The organism is Marinobacter sp. DUT-1 (assembly GCF_050379415.1).
Taxonomy (GTDB): Bacteria; Pseudomonadota; Gammaproteobacteria; order Pseudomonadales; family Oleiphilaceae; genus Marinobacter.
Map to the genome: position 1 here is coordinate 1 of NZ_JBNRLS010000010.1, position 17,962 is coordinate 17,962.

Consider the following 17,962-nt stretch of genomic DNA (forward strand, 5'->3'; position numbering starts at 1 on the left):
TATTTTGCCGGTCCATTTTTTGTGCTATCAACAATTTGTTTTCTATTCCATTTTGGATTTGGCTTATGCTTATTCCGATAATTTGTCCATCCTGGTTTTTGATAGCAATTATGAGCCAACGCACGAGACTCACCAACATAGTAGGTATGGTCATTTGACACACTCAAATTGTAAACAGTCGTGTCTCGCACATACGACTGGATGCCGTCGATAGCTATCGGGTTTTGGTCAAAATCAAACAGGACGCTATTTGTCGATAAATCCCCGGCATCAACCCAGCCCCCCATATTCTCCGAATAGAAGGGGTGATCAGAGGTTGCAGTAATTACTTCGCCATGAAGAACCTCGATATCAACTAATTCTTTTAGACCGACTCCTTCAATAACATGAATAACTTCTTGCAAAACTTTCTCGCCAGTTTCCTCGTTGTAAGCCCAAACCTTATCGCCTATCGCAATATCTTTTATTGGCTTCGAACCGAATTCTGAGTAAATCAACGTTTCACCAGAAAAACTGTTCTTACATTTAAAGAAAGCCCTTGGCAGGAATCGTGCTGCTACTAATGTAAACGCCAATTCTGTGGCGGTAACGTCACCTTTGGCGATATCCATCAGCAACGTCACATTTGAATAGGTGCCATAAGCACGCATACTCAAATTTGCCATTGTTCCAACACTAGACATCATCCCTCCGATACTGAAATTACCAGTGGGATCGGTATAGGTTACAGGATCCGCATTTGCGTAAAGGTACTTATGCAGCGTAACCGGGTCCCGGTTATGCCCCATCCAAGTATCCCGCTGCGTAAACCGCCCAGCACCTTGGTCGTAATACCGCGCTCTCAAATAATACTGACCCAGGCTTGAGTCCAACTGCTCCCCGGTATACTGATAAGCGTTCTCGGTATTGCCAGAGCTGTTCAGCAACACCCCAAATGCATCGTAGTCGTAGCTGTCTGTTAAAGAGCCGCTCGCATTTGCCAGAGCCCGCGTGGAACCGTGACCGTCGTACAGGTAATACGACGGAATTCCGGCACGGGTCTGGGAGACCAGGTCATCGCCGTAAGTGTAGTTGACCTTGGGGGTGCCGTTGGTCACCTCCGCCAGCACCTGGGCGTAGTCCCGGTTGCTGTCCACCACGTAATGAGTGGTGATGCCGTTCTCGGTCTTGCGGGTGCGGATACCGTCAGCATTGTAGCCGTAGCGGGCGGTCAGGCCCGGCTTCTCCACTTCGATGAGCTTGTTGCGGGCATCGTAGTGGTAGCGAGTAACCTGGCCCTCCTCGGTCTCGGTCAGGGTGTTGCCGTTAGCATCGTAGCTGTAGCTTACGCCGCCCTGCTGGGTGAGGCGGTCGTTGTGGTCGTAGCTGTAGGCAGTGTGCACTCCGTTGATAATGCTGTAGGTGCGGTTGCCCACCCTGTCGAACTGGTACTCGGCGCTGTGGTTGCCGTTGACCGGGTCGGTGATGGTCTCGCCGGTCAGGCGGTACAGCTCGTCGTAGCTGTAGCGGGTGGTGCGGCCACTGTGGGCCTCCTGCACCTGGATGCGGCGACCGGTGGGATCCAAGGTGTAGGCGTAGTCAGCAACGATCTGGTTCTCCGCATCCGTGGTGGTGAGGCGGGTCAGCCGGTTCAGGGCGTCATAGTCGTACAGGGTGACGTTGCCGCTGGGGTAGCTGACGCTCTCGCGGTTGCCCACCGCATCGTAGGTGTAGAGGGTCTGGCCCTGGCTGTCCGCCACCACTTCCAGCCGGTTCAGGGCGTCGAAGCTGTAGCTGGTGGAGGTGTTGCTGCCACCGGCGGAGACGTCCAACTGGACCCGGTTGCCAGCGGCGTCGTAGCCGTAGGACAGCACCGAGCCGTCGGGCTGGATTTCTTCAACGAGACGATCCCGCGCATCGTAGCTGTAACGGGTAGTACCGTTCGAAGTTGTGGCAGTGAGGCGATTGCCGACCGCGTCGTAGGTATAGCTCTCGATACTGCCGTCGCCATAGGTAACCTGGCTTAACCGCTGGTTCAAGTCGTAACTGTAGGTAGTAGTCTGGCCCTTGAAGTCGGTATGGCTCAGGCGATTGCCAGCAGCGTCGTAGGTGAAGCTTTCGGTCTGGCCCATGGGCAGGGTGCGGCTGAGCACTCGGCCCTGGCTGTCGTAGGTCCACCGTGTGGTGCGGCCTTCGGCATCGGTCTGGGTCAGTTTGTTGCCGGCTTCGTCGTAGGTGTAGCTGGTTACCCCTTCGAGTGCGTCGGTCACCCTGGTCAGGCGGCCGAGGGGGTCGTACCCAAATTGGGTGGTACGGCCATTCTGGTCGGTGCGCGAGGTGCGACGGCCCAGGGCATCGAAGCTCTCGGTCACCGTGGTGCCGTCGTGGTAGCGGGTCTGGGTCCGCTGGTCGAGGGCATTGTAGGTGTACTCGGTGGTGTGGCCCCTGGCGTCGGTCTCGCGGACCAGGTTGCCGTCGGCGTCATAGGAGTAGCTGTGACGGTTACCCAGCGCATCCACCACGGCGGTGCGGCGGCCTGCCGCGTCGTATTCGTAGGTGGTGGTGTTGCCATTGGCGTCGGTCTCACCGGCGACGCGGCCTACGGCATCGTAGGTGGTCGCGGTATGGCTGCCGTCCGGATAGTCGGTGCGGACAACCCGGTTCAACCCGTCGTAGGTGTAGCGGGTAGTCCGGCCCAGCGGATCGGTTTCCGTCAGCAGGTTGCCTTCGCCGTCGTAGGTCTTGTACTCAGCGGTGCCATCCGGGTGGTAGGTTTCCGTCACTCGGCCGTAGGCGTCGTAGCTGTATTCGGTACGCCGCCCCAGGGCATCGACCGTGGCCACCTGGTTACCGGCCACGTCGTACTCCGTGAGGGTGGTGCTACCATCCGGATAGTGGGTTTCGATAACGCGGTTATTGGCGTCATAGACGTACCCGGTGGTTTCCTCCATCACGCTACCGTTCACGGTGCGGGGCCGGGTTTCGGTCAGCACGTTGCCGTTGGTGTCGTAGGTGTAGCGGGTGGCCTCGCCGAGGGGATTGGTCTCGGTGAGCTTGTTGCCGTCCTCGTCGTAGGTGTAGGCGGTGGCGTTGCCTACCACATCCACGGTCTTGGACACCTGCCCCTGGGCGTTGATGTTGTTGCCCGCCACGTTGCCCTCCGGGTCAGTCACGGTCAGCAGGTTACCCACGCTGTCGTAGCTGTTCAGGTAGACGTTGCCACGGGCGTCAGCAATGGTCAGCTCCTGGCCACGGCTGTTGTAGGTGAACGCGACCGTGTTGCCGAGGGCATCGGTCTGGGTGAGCTGGTTGTTGCGCTCGTCGAAACTGGCGGTGGTGACGTTGCCCAGCGGGTCCACCTGGCTGAGCTGGTTGCCTCGCTCGTCGTAGCTGTAGTTCCAGCTATGACCGGCCGCATCCACCTTGGTGGTGACATTACCCCGGTCATCGTAGTAGTACAGTGTGGTGTTGCCGTTTCGATCGGTGACCACGGACTGACGGCCTTCAACGTCGTGGTTGAAGTCCGTGCGGTTTCCGTCACTGTCTTCCTGGGCGATCAACCTGCCATTTTCATTGTAGATATTTCGAACCAGGGTTCGGCCTAGCGGATCAATGATATCCAGAAGACCGTGGTTACGGTTGTAGGTGTACTCCGTGGCATTGCCCAGCGCGTCAGCACTGGTGACCAGGTTGTTGTCGCCATCATAGAGGTAAGTCAACCGGTCGCCCTTAGGCGTGGTGATCGCTTTTATGCGGCCATTGCTATCCCGCTCGAAGGTCACCGCTTTGCCACTGGAGTGGAAGATGCCGTCGTTGGTGTACCTCAACGTGTGGCCGTTGGGGTCGACTACTTTCTCAATGCCGAAGTTCTCATTAAGGGTATAGGCATATCCGGCCTGGGTGGTAAGCAGGTAACGGGTCGGATCTACTGGGCCGGAGAAGGTGCCGGTTTCCAGCAACGTGCCGTTTTCATATCTGGCCGAACTGTCGTCCAGTGCCTTCAGCGTGGACTGCGTATCGCCCACGGGCTTAAAAGCAAGGGTTACATCCTTGATCACTTGGTAGGTATTGCAGCTTGGCGAAGTTCCCACTTCAAAGCGCTCTACATCGCCGGTCGGCAAGGTAACAGTGACCACTGGGGCACCAAGCGGTTCGATACAGAAATCGGTAATCAGGTTCAGCGGTCCGCGCTTGTACTGATTAATGGTCCAGTAACTACCGAGCGTGCGAGACTCCTCGACCTTGGCATCCTGATAGCCAATGCTCCAGCCCTGCCCGAAGTCGAGCGCATCGAAGCGCTGGCGGCTGTCATAGGTTCGGGTCACTCGGATGGGAATACCTGCCACTGGAATCGACAGGTCCTCCAGCGTAATGCTGAAGTTGCCTACTTTAAGGTCGCCTTCGACTTGCAGGGACATCATGTCTGAACCGGACAGTCCGTTGACGTCCAACGCCAGGATGGCCAGGTCGTATTGACCGTTCATCAGCAGGCTGGGGTCAAAAGTTGCGACCGGAGCTGATATCTGGCTTGCGGAGCCTTCCGCGATGGTCTGCCACTGATCTTTACCCTTAGGCGTAATTAACACCTCATAAACCGCGAGGTTCTCGTCCTGAATCGTGGCGATAATTTCCGTCGGGGCAGTGATAATACTGCCCTCCTCCGGACCTTCCAGCGTAACGACCGGCGCAACGGTATCGCTGTCATCACGAATGGTGACATATGCGACCTCCGTCACCGTGTCCTCAGAATCAGAAACCGCAGCGGTAACGGTGTGACGCCCGGTGCCCGTGGCGGTCCAAGTGGCGCGGCCATAAGGGCTCAGGGCCAAGGGCTGGCCATCCACCTCGACGGACTGACTGAGATCGCCACGGCCACCCTCGGTGAAAATATCAATGGTGACCATATCACCGGCATCCACGCTATCCGGCGTGACCAGCAGGGTCACAGCCAATGGCAAAGGCTCTTCCTGAACCCTGATGCTCGTATTCTGAAGGGTCCGCCCTTTGCCATCATCGGCGAAGTAAGAAATGTCGTGAATACCCAGCTGGCCTTCTGACGGCGTCCAAGTGACCAATCCTGAAGCATCCACCTGCATGCCATCTGGCTGAACCATGGCACCGTAGGTCAGTTCATCACCATCAGCGTCTGTCGCTACGAGCTGGTACTGATAGATTTCACCTGCCACTGCCTGTGTGCTCGGCCGACTGGTAATTTCGGGATAGCTATTTTCACTCACTTCGACCGCGTCCAGGGTGAAGCTTTGAGTAGAGTAGGCTTTGCCGTCGGAGACCCGGATACGCACGGAATGTGCAGCAACTTGGTCGCTGGTCGGAATCCAGCGAAGTTGACCGGTCGAGTTGAGTGTCATCCCGGAGGGGGCAGCTTCCAGGGAGTATGCCAGCGCATCGCCGTCGGCATCCCGGGCAATCACGTCGTACTGGTATTCTTCACCGACAAAGGCGGGAGACACAGGAGTACTCCTGATTTCCGGAGCCTGATTGGACTCAGCCGGTGCATTGACCGCAATCCCGAAAGTCTGAGTGGATGCCGCGCCTCGGGCATCGGTGACCCGGATCACGATGTCGTGAACGCGTCCAGCCTGGGTTTCCGCCGGCGTCCAGCTTACCTGTGAACCAGACAACGTCATGCCATTGGGAGCCTGGTCAAGACTGAAAGTAAAGGTATCTCCATCGTTATCGATGGCTGCGACCGAATAAACGTAGGCTGAGCCCGCCAGTGCCTGGGTTTCCGGGGTACTGGTGAACTCCGGTGGGTGATTTGCACTCTCGTTGACCGGCAGCGTGAGCTTTTGCCCTGTCTCGCCTCCACGGCCGTCTCTAACCAGGATTTCAACGATGGCTGTCTTACCGATCCATTCCGACCCCGGCAGCCAAGAGAACAACCCGGCAGAAGTGATTGTCATGCCGGATTCCGACGCTGTGAGGGAGTATTCCAAAGTATCCCCGTCTGGGTCGTTGGCGGTGGCTTGGTATTCGAAACGCTGTCCGGCGTAAACTGCGCCACTCGGGGTACTGGTGATGGTGGGCGGCTGATTATCTGCGTTGGGATCTTGCACTTCTATCAGGAAGTATTGTTTGCTCGACGCGCCTCGGGTGTCCAACGCCGTCACTTCTGCGGAGAACACTCCGGAGAGATCCACAGAGGGAGTCCAGCTTATCTGACCACTGACACCGTCGATCGTCATGCCAGGCTGAGACCGGCTAAGCAGATAAACGACTTCGTCACCATCCGGATCTCTGGCATCCGCATCGTAATAGTACGTCTCTCCCCCGCTAATGCCATTTTTTGGAGGCTCCGATTCGAAGACAGGCGCCACGTTATCCGGAGGTGTGATCGTAACTACGTGGGTCTGTTCGGCGACTGCTCCGGAGAGATCTGTCGCCTTCACATTGAGCGTATAAACACCCTCTGACAGTCCCTCCGCAACCAGCTTTCCGGTACGTTCGCCGAGTTCAAATCCTTCTGGAGCATTCACCAATTCGAAGCGATGAGCATCTCCTTTGTCGGGATCAGCTACAACAAACTCAAAACTGTAAACCTGGCCCGCAACAGCGTTGCTTGACGCAGCACTGGAGAATTCTGGTGCATCATTCGAGTCCGCCATGGATACAGCGAACTTCTGAACATCAAACAGACCTGCCTCGTCGTAAGCTCGCGCATCGACAACGGCTGCAATGGTTTCGTTATTGTCTACCGCACACTCCACCGCGTTCGCCGGTAACACTACTTCGGCTTTTATTGCCTGAACAAGTATTTCATCATCTACGGCCAGACTGACAACGCTTTGCTCGCCGGCTTCAAGCCCATTAGTGGTCACCTGTCCTAGGTCGGTCTCCCCAGACCAGGAATGATCATGCACAAATTTAACCGTCAGTGGTCCGTCCACTGGCGCCAAGCCACGATTCAGGACCTTGGCGGAAATGGTGCTCGTTGCCTGGTCATATTCGATGCCGCTGACTGTGACATCTGGCAATGCGAGAGCCTCCCGGTCTGGGAAGGTGTTCAGCCGGAAGGTATTGTGGGTCAGCCAACTTGGGGTTGGGGACCTCGGGACCGTCAGGTCATCATTGATATTGTTGATGTTATAGGCATGCTGGTTCCATATGGCCCGAGTCGGAGCCCAGGAGTCGCTTTCATCCTCAAACACACGAACCCCCGCATAGTTACCTCTGCTGTAACTATTCGCGATAACGACAATTTCAGCGTGGCCATCATTATCCACATCAGCGACGACAGGCAGTTCGTAAGTTGTGCCACTGGTATTCCTTATTTCATAAATTACCTGGCCAGTAGGGCCGTCATAAATTCGCAGATAATACTCATCTGCATAGACGACTTCTGCTCGACCGTCGCCATTAAAATCGAATACCGACGATCCAGTTCTATGGGAGGAGTTATCACGGGTTGGCGATTGCCAAACAATGGTGCCATCGGCACCAAACACAACGTACTGGTTCGCGCCTGCGACTCCAATTTCCGGAGTGCCATCCCCTGTTAAGTCTGCGATGGTCGGTGGGCCTCCCCTTCCTCCTCCGGGGATAGACTTATTCTGCCAAATGACTGATCCATCGTGATTCAAAAGAGTTACATAGCCGGCATGTACAGTTGCTATTTCCGGCAGTCCATCAGAATCCAAGTCACCAACGGCAGAGAATCCATCACCACGATTAAATAGCAGTCTTCCATCATGACTGTACGCACCTCGACCCGCTACAACCTCTTGGAAGCCATCACCATCTAGATCTGCCGCGAAAGAAAGAGGCCCAACGCCATTATCTCCAGATGGCCCGGATGCCCTCCAGCGCACTTGGCCCATGTTGTTGAAGACGGCATTACCCACGATTATCTCAGGGACACCATCCTGGTTCAGATCAGCAATGCTGGCGCCACCCCAGCGAACCCTCGGTCGGTAGGCCGAGGTCCATTCAACACTCCCCTCGTGAGAAAACGCTATGATTCCGCCTCCAGGGCGCGGCGTAACAATTTCAACAAAACCATCGCCATCTATATCTGCCGCTGCTGGAGAGCCCACTGGTAGTACGCTTGCACTGGCTGATGTCCATATCGGCTCCCCATTTTTGGCCCAGATCGCCCTCAAGTAACCAGGGCTGTTGTAATATCCACTACGGAAGGTCTGGAAGATAATTGCTATGTCGTCTCTCGTGTTTACAACACCATCACCATTGGTGTCATAAAGCGGCACAGCAATCGGAGCATGCATGACCTGATCATAGTTGGAAGCAGGTTGGCCAGATACATCCCAACGCCATTTTTCAACTGGATTTAGAGATCCCAGGTTCGCTTGGGGTTCACCAATACACAAAAAGTTCGAGTCTGTTCGATTGTCTACCCAGGAGCTCCCCCCCGCCCAGGAAATCAAGCCTGTATTGCGTACAACGCTCATCCCTTCTGGCGCTAATTCCAGTCCATATGCGAGAACGTCGCCTTCATTGGGATCAACCGCTTTTAAATCATATTCATAACCTGAATCCTCAACACCGGCTACGATGGCAGGACTGACGATTTCAGGTGGGAGGTTCTTGTCAATAATCAACGTGAAGCGCTGCTCTGCCGTAGCGCCCCTGAGGTCGGTCACAAGTACAACAATTTCATATTCACCTGGCTCAATGCCGCCCGGAGCGGATGTGAAACGCCCCGTCCGCTCGTCGAGATAAAGGCCTTCGGGACCAGATATGATTTGGAAGGTATGGGCATCGCCCACATCGGTATCAGATACCTCAACTTGATACTCGAAAGATTGACCGCCCTGCAAAGCTGTCTGGGGCTCACTTTCAATGACAGGCGCTTCGTTTACGTCCTCGACATTCAGGGTGTAAATCTGTGTATCCGTAAGGCCGTCCGGATCGGCCACATGGTGACGCACCAATGCCGCGCGAGTGCTGTTGTTTTTGATCTGGCATTCTTCGATCGCTGCACCAGGATTGAGTACCACGGTAATGTCGTCGGTCAGCTCATCCTCGCTGACAACGATCATAGGATTGGACCTGGTGTCACTGCTCAACTGCGCAACCTGTGCAGAGCCAAGGAACTGACCCTCCTCTGGGTTGCCCGAATAAAAGGAGACATCCAACGGTACCCGAATATCTGCGAGGCCAAGATTGGAGAGCTCAACACTCAATGAATGAACGCCGCTGTCACCTTCAGACAGGGAGATGTGACCTAGTCGGACGTCCGGGTTACCCAAGTGGTCAAGAGCAACCGGAAGATAAGCCATAACCAGACTGGTAGTGGCCAATTTCGTAGTGAACAGGCCGCTTGTGGTATCCCAGGTCCCACCTGCTTGTTGGTGGTCCAATAGATATTCTATGGTGTTCAGAACCACCGGATCAGTTAATGCCGGATCTTGGTAATCTAGGGCTAGCCCCACCCAAGCCGAGGTGAGAGGATCGCTCTGGCTGCCGGAATAATAGCGTGACCAACCGCCGTCTTCGCGTTGGCGGTCTCGGAGTTGCTGGTCGAGAAGGGAAATGGCCGCAGAAATTCGGGACTGTAGCTCGCTACCGCCAACGAACGGTGCGATTTCGGCGAGACCCACCAAGCGGAATACGCGCCTCAAACTGTCGTTTTCGTTCGTGTTCAGCCCTACTAACAGATGCTCCGCTAATGCCGGCATTATGATTCGGTAGGCATCGGCAATCTCAAGTTGATCAGACGTTTGGGCTTCCATCCCATCGAGGTCATTGAGGTATCCTGCCGCTGCCTGAGCTACGAGCGCCGTGATCCCCAGGGAATCGCGCAGCCATCCACTGCTATGGTCCGTTGTCCAGTACGACTGATTGCCACTGACAGTGACCCGATCAAGGAAAAAGTCCAACCCCTTTTGGCGAACCAGGAAGGTTCGTGACCGTTCAGGCACCGCATTTAGCGCCCATAGCGCAAATGCCGTTTGATTCTTCGCGAATTGGGGATGCGACCGACGAATAGAGCCATCATTCAATTGGCTGGATAGAATTTCCGTCAGCAGGTATTCCGCGGCCCCCTCATCCACATCGGCCTTGGCTTTGGACGATTGCATACCCAAAAGGCTTTGGGTCTGGATGTGGCAACCGAGGCATCGATTCTTCTTATGCCAAGCCACCGACTGCGGCGCAACGTAATTGCTGGCGTCAGCAATGGAAGTCTTTACACGATGGAAAAGCGGAGCGATATAACTCACACCGGAAGCATCGTCGCCCTCCTCATAGACTTTGACATTACCGCTCGGCACCACATAACACTGCTGATTGAAGGTGGGGACTGATTGCGTGAATTCTGGCTGAGGCAACCAATGAATCACTCCGGTTGTGCTATCGATGGTCATACCAACCGGGCCACGGTCTAACGAGTGCGTCAGCTCATCCTCGTTGGGATCTTCCGCAACTACGGGGTAGTCGTAGCGAGCCTGCTCCGGAGTTGTAACGATCGGCGGACTGGTGATCACGGGTGGCAGATTCGGCTGAATAACATTAATGGTAATGGTCGCCGTGTCTTGGAGTTCCCCGTCAGACACCTCGTATGTAAGCACCTCCAGTCCTTCAAACCTGGGATCCGGGGTATATACGAGTTCCGGAGCCTCTCCTGTGAACTGGCCATGAGCAGGTTCTTCGATCAGCCTGTAGGTGAGAGTTTCACTATCGACGTCTTCGCCTATGAGAGTAACAACCACCGGGTCGCCACCTTCGGTCTCGGCAAAGACATCTTTTGCCGTTGGCGCATCATTAACCGGTGTTACCACCAGGTTGTAAGTGGCAGGCTGGGAATCCAGCTCCCCGTCATTGGCCACGTATTCCAGCGAATCCTGCCCAAAGAAGTTGGCCTCCGGCAGATAAACCGGGCCATTGTCAGTCTCAATGACTTCTCCCCGTGTGGGTGGGGTTACCACCGCAAATGTTAGCGGTGAGCTTTCTATATCACTACCGGAAAAACTCAACGGAATTGCAGTGTCTTCTGGGCCGGTGGCTGAGTGGGGATCAGCTACGGGAGCATCATTTACAGGCAACACCTCAATGGTGACAGTGGCAGTACCAGAGAGTTGTTCGTTGTCGTGTACTTGAAACTCCAGGCTGTCACTTCCATAGAAATTTTCGGAAGGCGTATAGGTGACCAGGGACCCCGATTGGACGATCTGCCCGTGCTCGGGCTGTGTCAGTATCTGGTAGGTTAATTCGTCTCCGTCTGCGTCCCCGGCCTTTAGTTCGAAAGTAACCGGTGTGTCCTCAGGCGTGGTGATGTGGCTATCGAGGGATTCAGGGCGATGGTTGTAGCAGCGGGTATATCGTTCAAAGGTAAAACTGATGTAGCCCTTGCCGTTGAGGGCATAGTCATTCAAGCGAATGACTGCAAAGCGTACGGTCTCGTAGTTGAAGCGCGAGCCTTGACCGTCCACGTTCCCCCAAACCGGAACGATAATGTTGTAGTTCAGAAGTGAATCAAGGTTTGAGCGGATGTAGGTGCTGTTCTTGACACCAGGAGAGCCCTCCACCCAATCACCAATATTAATCTGGGTATCGAAGGGATTGTCGGGATTTCTGTAGTTTTCGCTGGTTCCTGGAGGTAGAAGTGCTTCCGCTAGGGTGTTGACATCATTACTTCCGTCCCATGACAGCCAGCTGTAATTCCCAGGGCCGGTGCCGGTGGGAATGTTCTGAAACATCTGGCCTGGTGTCGCGGAGGATACAACCGAACTGGAAATGGCGATGGGATAAAGAGAGCAGAAATCTGGGCTAATGACGATGTCATCGGTTTCTTGGAATTGCTCGGCGTTTACCGAAGAAAAGGACGTAACTATCCAAGCGAGCGCTAAACCACACGCGTACTTATACATCATCACAACTTCCCTGTACTGATTGCACAACTAGTGCAAAGCCCAATTTTGGGCAGCAGTATGGCAGTTCAGACGAGTTCTAAAATTACGTGGTTCACCTTTCCCGAATGTTTTACATTCTTTGACAAAGTTCTGATTGGCAGATCACTCCGTATCACATGCATCGAATTTAGGAATCCTTAAAATGTTCAGACAACCGTTTCCGCCTCAACACTCCTTAACATATTACCGAGATCAGACATTGCTGGTTGTGTAAAAAGTAGATCTCGGATAACTGAGGGCTCGAACGCAACATTATTCTCGGTACACGCAGACCTCAGTCTGCGGATGAATGCCATATCCACTTCTTTCATGTGGTCCTGTTCAGACTTTAGCTTCAGCAAACGACTATCGTGTTGAGTGTCATCAATAAGCTCAAACATCTGGGCCTTGTAAAGCAGGGCAATGGCCTTTCGAATATCTGCTGCGGTAACGTCCTTTCGCACTGATGCGATGCGTACTATCAGCTCCTCGATCATGTCCTGCTTTTCTAGGGGAGGTAAGTCTCTAAGCGTCTCACCAACAAGCTCAAGCAACTCTCTAGGTACAGTGACCCATTTTTTCTTGCGTAGCAGCGCTTGATAACTCTCCCGGCTTCCAGGCGTCAAACCAGCGTTAGGCTGACGGAGGCTATCTGTTGTCACCAGCTCGGCCAACCACATAGTATTGCTGCCAGGCGACATTTTAAGGGCAACTGTATCTATAGCCTTCAAAAATGCGGAGAAAGAGCCGAAGCCCATATCCTTCTCACTGAATGCGCTATTGACGTTAAGAACACCTTGTTTCAGTACATTCAGCGCTAAGGGTTCAGTACTTGCAGCCAAGATGGATTCTACGATCTCAGCTGCATCATCGAACTCGAGCTCTCTCGTGTTGGTTGAGACAGGATCTGTGTGGATGTAGCGAGAGCATGACGATTTCACACTCTCACTCAATGGTGAACGAGGGCCAACCCCGATTACTTCCTTTCCCATTTCCCTTAGGCGACGAAATAATGGTGAGAAGTCAGAGTCCCCCGTTGCCAGCACAAACCAATCAACATCAGTTAGCCGCAACGCATGTTCCATGACATCAACAGTCAGCTGGATATCAGCCGAGTTCTTGCCACTAACGGGATGAAAGCTGTGGATTAGTTCGAACCCTAGTCGATTCAAAGGGGCTTGGAAATTGGATATACCTGGTTTACTCCATACTCCATATGCGCGTCTGACAATCACCTGACCAATCGCACTGATATCTGCCATCAACCGCTCAGTACCATCGTCCCTCACCCACTGCGTCAGATTTTCAACGTCGATGAAAACTGCAACTTTAGACTTTTCCAAACACTCTCTCCTTGTCCCGATCAGCAGATAACCAGCCCAATGCAGTGGACACGCATTGATGACGGCGAATGGCTATGAGTTATTACCCAATAATCTCAACTTTGAGTGGTCGATTGAGCTTTATTGACAGATCCTCCAGCAATTTCTTTTTGCTTTTGGTGTTGCTGTGAGTACAGACAAAAAATTTACCGACTTGAACTTGCCCATATTTTGGATGCTTCGATGTCGATACCAGGTCGATTCCGCTCACCGTAAGCCCCAGGGCACGAACGTTCTCTAGCCCAAAATACTCGATAGTTTCAGCCATCGTCTGAGCGGCAGTTTCTTTCTGAATTACAGCCCCATTGGCCAGCGTAACTCTGATGCCTGTCCGAGCAGATTTTGAGTGCGGCCTTATCGAATATCCAGGCTCGATTTTTACTCTTTCACGGGTTTTTATGTCGATTCCAGAGCTCCATTCACTCTGTAATTTTTCGAGTTTAGAACGAAACTCTTTCAGTTTTTTTCCTGAGCTACTGATAGCTTCAGCGTCGTCATATTGGCTTTTGCTAAATGCAGCGGAACCCTCCTGGTTTAATTGGGATTCAACAACCTCAATTTCCTCCAGTATTAAAGAGAATGCAGCCGATACACCATCAGATTTCATGACTCCCTCCAATCTTTCGCACCGTAGAACGCTGAGCAAACAGATGGCCCTTTCCTCCATCCGGGTCACGCGCTTGGTTAGGCATGTTTAGTTCCGCAACTCTGCAATAACTTTCCAATGCTTTTTCCCTGGAAGCAAACACTCCCAAAACCTCCAGCCATTAACAGGATTGCCCGTTATTGAAACGGCAGCAGACGAGGGTGAAGTAAACCGCTTTCCGTGAACTACAAGAGCACCCTCGACTACAACCCCGGTATACAGCTGGCCCTTATAGGTCGCGTGAAATTCGGTCCCATGGGGAAAGACAACACCCTTACATACCCATGGCTTTCCGCCTGTAGTTTCGTTACCTGCTGTAGGTTTAGATGCTTGATCGTCAAGCCCAAGGAGCAACCGAATTACGTCATTTTCGGTCATCGATTCAGACTCTCGCCGAACTGTTAGCTCTTTGAAAACTTCAAAATCAACTTCGATAGTTGCCATGACTCGGCCGCCTTACTCAGAAAATATAGACTTTATAGTAGCTTTTATAGTTTTTTTAGCAAGAAAGCTTTTAGTCTATCAAGGGATCTTTTTATGCATGACGCCGCGAGCGTGCGTGTAAACGGAACGGAGGCGGAGCCGACACTCTTCTTCTGGAGGGGAGTTATAAAGGAGGGTAGAACCCAGCAGTGCTTGCTTTGGCTAAGAACAGATTTTTTCCCAAGCCAATACGCGTATATCTCTGTTTCCCTTATTCCACATGCGGCCATGTCTGGGATGAGTGCCATACGACAGAGCTCCAACATGATGGGCTACTAGATCAATCTCTTCGAGATAGCCTCTGATCTCAGTTAATCGTTGCGCATATAGTTCTGGTTCAACAGGAATATCACCGCCCCAGGCCATCACCACTGTGCAGTTCGGTCGTCTAAGTTGAGCTCTCATCACTTCGTTATTCCTTGGACCGACGACTTCTTCATAAGACTTTCCCGTAAGCGCCCCCGTTCTAGAGGAAATCAAAGCGAAAAGATTCAAGAAAACGACTTTTCCGAAGCCCTCACTCTCAGCCCATATAGCCACTTTGCCCACAGTTGGGTCCGATCCGGAATTAGTGGCTAGGCTAGGATTGCATTGAACAACGATCAAAGTTTTGTCAGATTTGGTGTCTGTGGTCGCCACCAGTGAGTAGCGGTATGGGTATTCTCGGTCACATTCGCCTAGCTGGTATCCCACTGAAACCTCCGTATCCGTGCCTAGCACTTTTGCTCTTCATTGCCTGTAAATGTCGTCCGATAAAGCACTACCAGACTCGGATCATACTGGAGCTCTTACATAGCGAAGCCTAGAGCCCGCCTGAGAAGGCCTCAGTTTTTTTCGAGGATAGCTCAAGCACGTCCTTCACTGAAATCCACTACTTTTAACTTATTTCCAGAAAGCCTTCGCTTTCGGCAATTTTATAGGAAGGATCACGGCTAGCGGCGGGATTTATTTTTTCGGAAGTAGAAGAAGTCCGGCACTATCTTTAATGACATCTGAGGCAATAAAGGACCAGGATTCTGTGAAAGATCGCGTTCTGATGATATACCCATCTTCCGATATTCCGTTCTTACCACCGTTTGAAGAATTTCTTCGTCTCAGTGGTTTCAGTGCTGGAATGCCCGGGATGATTCGCGACTTGGGGCGTCAATTAGGAAAAGTGCCGCCGTCGGACAAAACGCTGAAAAGCGCTTTCACCAAGCCTGTCACCCGATCCACCGCAAATCGGATCCAAGATATTCTGGCAGCAAAGGTACCGGATAATTTCGATCTCTTGGAGCTTTCGGAGAAGTTCAAACCCTGGGAGGATCTTAAGCTCCGTAGTAACGGCGCCTCTTGGTTCCCAGCCATCCTCTCCCTGAGGGAATTCTCCCTCAAGGATCGCTTTCTCAACTCCAGAGCTGAGCGTTTTATTCATGACCGCATTACAGCTGAATATGATTGCCTGGAGGAGATTAAGCGCATCGCACTAAAGCCTAACCAAACAAAAACGGATAAGGCTCTTCAAGAAGATGCAATGAAACGCCTCCTGCATGAGCACACTTTTGTCGACAGCGATCTCATCGAAATAGCCAGCACAGTGCGGATGTCTGATCCGGAAAGACCACGAATTGAACAGCAATTCTGGCAAGACATCCGCATCGAATTTTATTACAGCCTGCTGTCAAACCTTTCCTTGGACATCATGGAGCGCTTCGTAGAACTGGGCATCGACTCCAAGGGATCAGACGAAATGGTCTCTCAGGGGCTTATGGGTATCTTGGCACCGAAAAGGGAGCCAGATGGACAGATCTTCTATCCTTTTGCCCAGCTTCTCGAGAGGTGGAAGACTGTATTCTCAGAGGATCCGAATAAGCCTCTCACTTGGCGCGAGCTTTCAAAAGCTATTCTGCATCCAAGTGACCAAAAGATCGCTAAACTCGACCCGAAGTCACAGGAATACAAAGACTTGTGGGATATTGCAATGGATACCCGCAAGACCCGGTTGAAGGAATGGCGAAGCGGAGTTTTACCCCGTGATGAGCAGCTCTTGAGCTTTGTCGAAAACCTGCTGCCGGAAAACAGGGACGGCCATTACGCCTGGCTTGTTGCTCACCTTTCTCTAATCTGGGGAAGGCTAATAAAACAGGAGATGCATAGGTACGAGAAGGGTGGATCGGTCTACGATATTGATGATGGTCTTCTCTTTCGTTATCAGGACATCTGGAAACACTACCGAGATCAGGCCGCTGATATTCTAGCGACCTGATCCCACACTCTTTATTGACGGGGGCCGTTACCGCGGCCACTGTAGTAGCCCCCATTTAAACCGGACACCTTGGTAGAAGCAAAGGCCTAGGCATAGACCTAGTGCAAAGGAGTGTCCAAGGTGGAGAGAATCGAAGTCATAACTGGAGTGCAGCGTCGTCGCCGGTATTCCGCGCAGGAGAAGGCATTCATGGTCGCGGAGTGTGAGCGGCCTGGCATGTCGGTATCGCTTGTCGCACGACGTCATGGTATATCAGCAAGTCTGTTGTTCCGTTGGAAGAAGCTGATGAAAGACGGTGGCATGTCCGCGATTGAATCTGGTGATGAGGTTGTCAGTGCATCCGAGATGAAAGCCCTGAACAAGAAGGTCCGGGAGCTGGAGCGGATGTTGGGCCGCAAGACGATGGAAGCTGAAATACTCCGGGAAGCCCTGGAGGTGGCTCAGTCAAAAAAGTTGATCTCGCGCATGCCGTTGCTGCCACCGGACGATACCCTCTGAAACGGGTTGCGGAGGTAATGAAGGTATCGCGCTCCAACCTTCTGGATCGCCTTCATGGTCGCCAGAAAGGCAGAAGCCCAAGATATAACAAGCAGGACGATGAGCGGCATTTGCCGTTTATCCGAGAGCTGTGCGATGCCCGTGCTGCCAATGGCTATCGAAGGATCACTGCTCGGCTGAATCGGTTGCTGGCAGCAAACGACGAGCGAGTGAACCACAAGCGCGTGTATCGACTGATGAAGCAGGATGGACTGTTGTTACCCCGTTATACGGGACGGCCCCAGGAGCGCTGCCATAACGGCCAGGTCATCACCTTGAAGCCAGACCTTCGCTGGTGCTCAGACGGCTTCGAGATCCGTTGCTGGAACAAGGAAGTTGTGCGTGTTGCGTTCAGCCTGGACTGCTGTGACCGCGAACTGATGCGCTACGTGGCGACCACCGGCGGCATCACCGCTGAGATGGTCCAGGATTTACTGCTGGAAAGCCTGGAATACCGCTTCGGCCAGTCAGAACGTGTTCCGCACCCACTCGAATGGCTGACGGATAATGGCAGCTGCTACATTGCCAAAGAAACGCGGGCCTTCGCGTCCTCTCTGGGCTTTGTGGTGTGTACCACACCAGTCAGAAGCCCTCAGAGTAATGGCATGGCTGAGGCCTTCGTGAAGACGTTCAAGCGGGACTATGTGTACCTGAACGATCTTCCTGATGCCGCCACGGTGATGGCCAGGTTGCCGGAATGGATCGAGGACTATAACCGCAGCCACCCGCACAAGGGGCTGAAAATGAAATCGCCCTGGGAGTACCGGGCAGAACTGGCATCAAATTGATGAGGTGGTGTCCGGTTTAGCGGGGGCAACTACAG

Annotated in this window: 7 protein-coding genes; 2 read left to right on the forward strand and 5 right to left on the reverse strand. The window is 53.2% G+C overall.

All coding sequences use genetic code 11. The features are described 5' to 3' along the window. The 5 genes from ACQUTG_RS18270 to ACQUTG_RS18290 form a co-directional block, all read right to left on the reverse strand. On the reverse strand, positions 1–11,828 hold an 11,828-nt coding region (locus tag ACQUTG_RS18270; RefSeq protein WP_428920742.1), incomplete at its 3' end, for an Ig-like domain-containing protein. Positions 11,829–12,013: 185 nt separating this feature from the next. Further along, positions 12,014–13,189 carry an NYN domain-containing protein gene (locus tag ACQUTG_RS18275; protein ID WP_428920743.1) on the reverse strand — a complete coding sequence of 392 codons (1,176 nt, stop codon included), beginning with the start codon at positions 13,187–13,189 and terminating at the stop codon, positions 12,014–12,016. Between the two features lie 82 nt (positions 13,190–13,271). Beyond that, positions 13,272–13,835 (reverse strand): hypothetical protein, encoded by a 564-nt coding sequence (locus tag ACQUTG_RS18280; RefSeq protein ID WP_428920744.1) that lies wholly within the window; start codon positions 13,833–13,835, stop codon positions 13,272–13,274. 87 nt (positions 13,836–13,922) lie between these two features. Beyond that, a complete protein-coding gene (locus ACQUTG_RS18285) occupies positions 13,923–14,318 on the reverse strand; it encodes a DUF4357 domain-containing protein (RefSeq protein WP_428920745.1) in 396 nt (131 codons plus the stop codon). 201 nt (positions 14,319–14,519) lie between these two features. After that, positions 14,520–15,077: a DUF1643 domain-containing protein gene (locus ACQUTG_RS18290; protein WP_428920746.1), complete on the reverse strand. Its 558-nt coding sequence runs from the start codon at positions 15,075–15,077 to the stop codon at positions 14,520–14,522. A 298-nt stretch (positions 15,078–15,375) separates the two neighbouring features. Here ACQUTG_RS18290 and ACQUTG_RS18295 point away from each other — a divergent pair, with 298 nt between their 5' ends. Together ACQUTG_RS18295 and ACQUTG_RS18300 are read left to right on the forward strand one after the other, a co-directional pair. Further along, complete coding sequence (locus tag ACQUTG_RS18295) at positions 15,376–16,602, forward strand: hypothetical protein (protein WP_428920747.1); 1,227 nt, start codon at positions 15,376–15,378, stop codon at positions 16,600–16,602. A gap of 120 nt (positions 16,603–16,722) precedes the next feature. Next, positions 16,723–17,927 (forward strand): IS3 family transposase gene (locus tag ACQUTG_RS18300; protein WP_428918472.1). Its coding sequence is split into 2 segments (ribosomal slippage): positions 16,723–17,050 and positions 17,050–17,927, totalling 1,206 coding nucleotides; the frame shifts between segments, so codons are not numbered across the junction. The last annotated feature ends 35 nt before the right edge of the window (positions 17,928–17,962 follow it).